Below are 4,242 nucleotides of genomic sequence, written 5' to 3' on the forward strand. Positions count from 1 at the left end.
GGCGTATACGATCTTTCCAGCAATATCCAGAACAGCGGGGTTGCGAGCACCTATTACAGCCCGGTTACTTCATATGACGTCACCGTCGATCGGGACATAGCTGTGGGACAGCCCGTAACATACGACCTTAACAATTCATTCACATCTACGAACAACCTGACCACCGGATATACCTCTTTGGATACGTACAAACCGGATATCTCAAGCGGGAGCCAAAGCAGTTTCGTCACGGATTACGTAAATTCAACGGAATTCGCCAGCACTTACAACATGCCCGGGACCGGATACGGGACTAATTATGCCAACACCGGTCTTTTCTCCAACAACACCTCGTCAGGCACGGATCCTTCGGGTTATTCCGGAACGTCTATATTCTCCGACAACAAATTAAGCGGCATCGGTACAACTAACTCGCTTTCGACTTCCTATGGGGACTTCTCGGGGATAAACTCATACGGACAGAACGATACTTCATCCTACACATACGGCACCACATCCGACATCACTTCAATGAATTTCGGGGGCACTGAAGCGAATGGCCTGGGAGCCTCATTCTCGGATATGACGAACATAGGGGATATACGCGTGGGGAATGGCATGGACTTCGGGTACACGCAGTCCGGAAATTTTTCAGGGTTAACCCAATACGCCGATAACTTCATCCAGAACATACTATATGGCGGACAAACTTCCAACTTTGGCATGGAAAATACCAATATTTACAACACCGAGGCCGGATCCATCGGATCATCGGCCTATGACATGGATCTCATGTTCAACGATGGGGGGATGCGGACCGACCTCTATACGTATAATATGCCAACCGGTACGATAGACGTCTACGGTAGCATACGTGACCCCATGTCCACCAGTTCGAACGGGCTGGATATCTTCAGTAGCGGGAATGATATCTTCGCACCGGCGCAATATGGCGTATATGACGATGATCTCAATACATCGTATGATACGAACAGGTTCTTCTCGTCTTCCTTGCCCGGGATGGATATCTCGTCCTACAACACGAATATATACAGCAACAACGCGTTGGATAATGCCATCGGTACCCAGGATACTCTGCTACAGTCCATAAGCCCGACCACTATGCTGGACATACTCTCGAACCTGGATACAACAACTTTCCTCGACAGCATAGATACGGGCGGCATAAACTTCAATTATAATGACTTTCAGATATCGACCTCAGCGATGGGAATAGCGGGCCTGGGCGGTGCCGACCTCTACGGCAATAAGGACTATGGTGCCGATCTCAGCTATCAGGACCTGGGAATTAACAATATCGCGGGTATCGATACGGGCGCGGACAACTACCTGTACAACACGCTAAATAGCCTGCAGTTCTCCGGTGGAATAGACAACTCTTGGGGCGCGAACGGGATCGATGTGTTCAGCCAGAACTATTCGCTGAACGAGGATCTTTCCGGCAACATTTACGACTTCGGTTTCAACGGACTAGACCTCGGTACGTCATATACCAACGAAATGGACTTTGGCCTGGATTCATCCCTTGACATGTACGGATCCCTGAACGAATTCGGGTACAACGATATATCAACGAACGGCCTGTTCGATTTGGATATATCATCCATAGGCAATTCGGGCATGAATGGCCTGTCCTCCGACATATTGAACGGGATAGACGGTTACGATTCCTTTACTTTCGACTCAAATGAATGGTCGGACATATTTTCCGGGCTGGACAACCTGTCGGTCATGATGAACGATCAATTGTCTTCATCGGGATCGAACGATATGCTGGACTTTACGAACATGGACCTGACCAGCGGGGATCTCTGGTCGAACTATGGCTACGACAATAATTTGTCGTCGGTGTCGGGCAATGACCTCATACAGTCAAACACCCAATCCCTGACGGACGTACGCGCGGAAACTACCGGGTCATATTTGAGCAACGTGATAGATAATATGGGCTTACGGGATACACTTGATTTCTTCGACTCGTTGATCGGCGACACCGCCATGCAGGCGGCCAAAGGTCTTATGGAGCCGTTAAAACAACCATCAATGCCTCTTGGATTTGAGGCCCAGGGATATCTGGCAACGGTACAAATGGACGGCAAGGCGGTACAGTTCGACGCTAGCCGTAACAAGGTACTAGAGGTAACCGCCACACCGCGTACGATATTGGGCTTTGAAGGCTTTGACATCGGGCGGACCACAGCTGAACAATTAACCCCCGGGGACAGGGTAAAGACGACTTTCACGGGAATAGACGGCAACCAGAGCACGGAATGGTACGTGGTAAGCGAGGACAGGAGCACGTTACACGTTTATAACAGCGCCGGCCAGGTCGGGGTCGCCGAAGGACCGGGGATAACGATGACGACGACGAACGGGCTGGGCAGAGAACATACTCTGACGAACGCACAGGTGTTGACGTTGGAGCTCGGAAACCAGCCGACTAACATGTACCCTCTGGCGACAGCGCGTATTCTGTCGGATTCCACCAACTACGCGCGGACCGACATTCCGGGAAGCTCCGGCGGATACGGAAGCCCGACTATATATGAGGGCATGCATACGAACGCTACCGTAACTAATTACCACGAAAAAGGCCTGGCCGGGAACTGGATAAAGCTGGAAGGAAGCATAGTAGAACAGTTCGGGGGCAATTCCGGGTATAACTCGCAGGGTAAGAACGTGGAATGGAACACCGCGGGAACGACATTGAACTTTAATTCTCCCTCTACCGGCGTAACGGGCTTCCTGGACAGTAACCGTGCCATATACACGGGATCACTCACATATACGGGGAACAGGACCTCTCCCATCAACTTCTCCGATGGTACTCGTATGGATATACGTACGGGTGCTGCGAAGCTGTACGACAGCACGGGACTTACACAGGTACCTCTGTATGAAGGCGTACAGAACGGGAATTTTGTCCTTCTATGCCCGAACAGCGCGGCGAACGGGACCGTAACGTTGGGCTCACAAGTAAACAACGCCTCTCTTAACCTGTCGATACGGTCCGCGGGCGCCTTTGATGGAAGCTACAACGTGATCGACTCGGTATCAGGCAATATGGTAACTACGGACGGTTTCAAATACGCCAATGGTTACAGCATAATAGGCACAAGCGACAGGGAAGTCGCCGTGGATGTGCTCAACAACACCATGGTCCTGGGAAGATCACTGATAACGGATGCATCCGGGAACGAGATGCCAGTATATCTGAGATGCGATAATTCGGCCATGAACAAACCGGATTCCGTACTTCAGCAGCATGCCGGGGCAGTTTTGGAGCTGAACCTTTCTTCGAAGACCTTGTCGGTAGTAAGGTCGGATTATACCGTAATAAGTGATTACCATTATACCGGACAGCGAAGTGTTACATATTCAAGAACGGATGCTAATGGCGTTCCTCAAACGGACAACCAGACGACCTCCGCTCCGTCGATGAGGGAGATCAAAGCGCTGGTGAACGGTGAAGGGACCATAGATATACTTAAAGGCTCCACGTTCACCGAGGAAAAGGGTAAATTCGTCATGAAAGCTAATGACGTGATCACGAACGTGGGGACGACCGGGTCGATAACCATATTCAACCCGTCGAGTAGCGCCAGGTTCTCTCTGCTGGCCTCCAACATCGCAAGCATCGGGGCCGGAAGATCCGGAGCGGTCTATAATGATTCTTATCTGGTCATCGAAGGCGCATCCCCGGTCAGAAGCACTCTTATTGCGGCAAAAGACGTGATCAATAACATCTCGATAGACGATATGGTATCCCTGAAAAAGGTAGGAGGTGCCACAGGTTTCGCTTTCACCCATGAACAGGTCCAAGGCAACGTCGAAGTGCATGACATCCTGCAGGCAACGGTAGGGGGCAAGAGTTTAAGTGTTCCGATACTGAACGACCGCATCAACGGCGTCGAGGTATTCGCCGCGCCGGTCCAGGCCCTGGGGCTAACGGCCCAAAAGGAAATAAATAACGGTTACATAAGCGTCCAGATAACCGGCGACAAGATATCAACAGCCCCGAACTACATAGAACTTGGTGAACTAAGCGGGACACTACATGCCGGGGAAGGTTTTAAGTTCACCAACACCGATTCCATCGTACACGCCGCAGGCACCAGCTATACCGATTTGGGGATAACCTGGGATGTCAGGAACGGGCTTATAACAACGAATGAGAGCGTACAACTGAACCACGGAGCCAGCAAGTATTCCGAGGGAATAACGTTCACGCAGAACACCGGC

At 50.9% G+C, this 4,242-nt stretch carries 1 protein-coding gene; it reads left to right on the forward strand.

Annotated features, from left to right (window positions below):
• Positions 1-4,242 (forward strand): hypothetical protein (locus PHH49_08615; GenBank protein MDD5489001.1); only part of this gene is annotated, 4,242 nt, incomplete at both ends.

The sequence above is a fragment of the Candidatus Omnitrophota bacterium genome (assembly GCA_028715965.1).
Classification (GTDB): domain Bacteria; phylum Omnitrophota; class Gorgyraeia; order Tantalellales; family Tantalellaceae; genus JAQUQS01.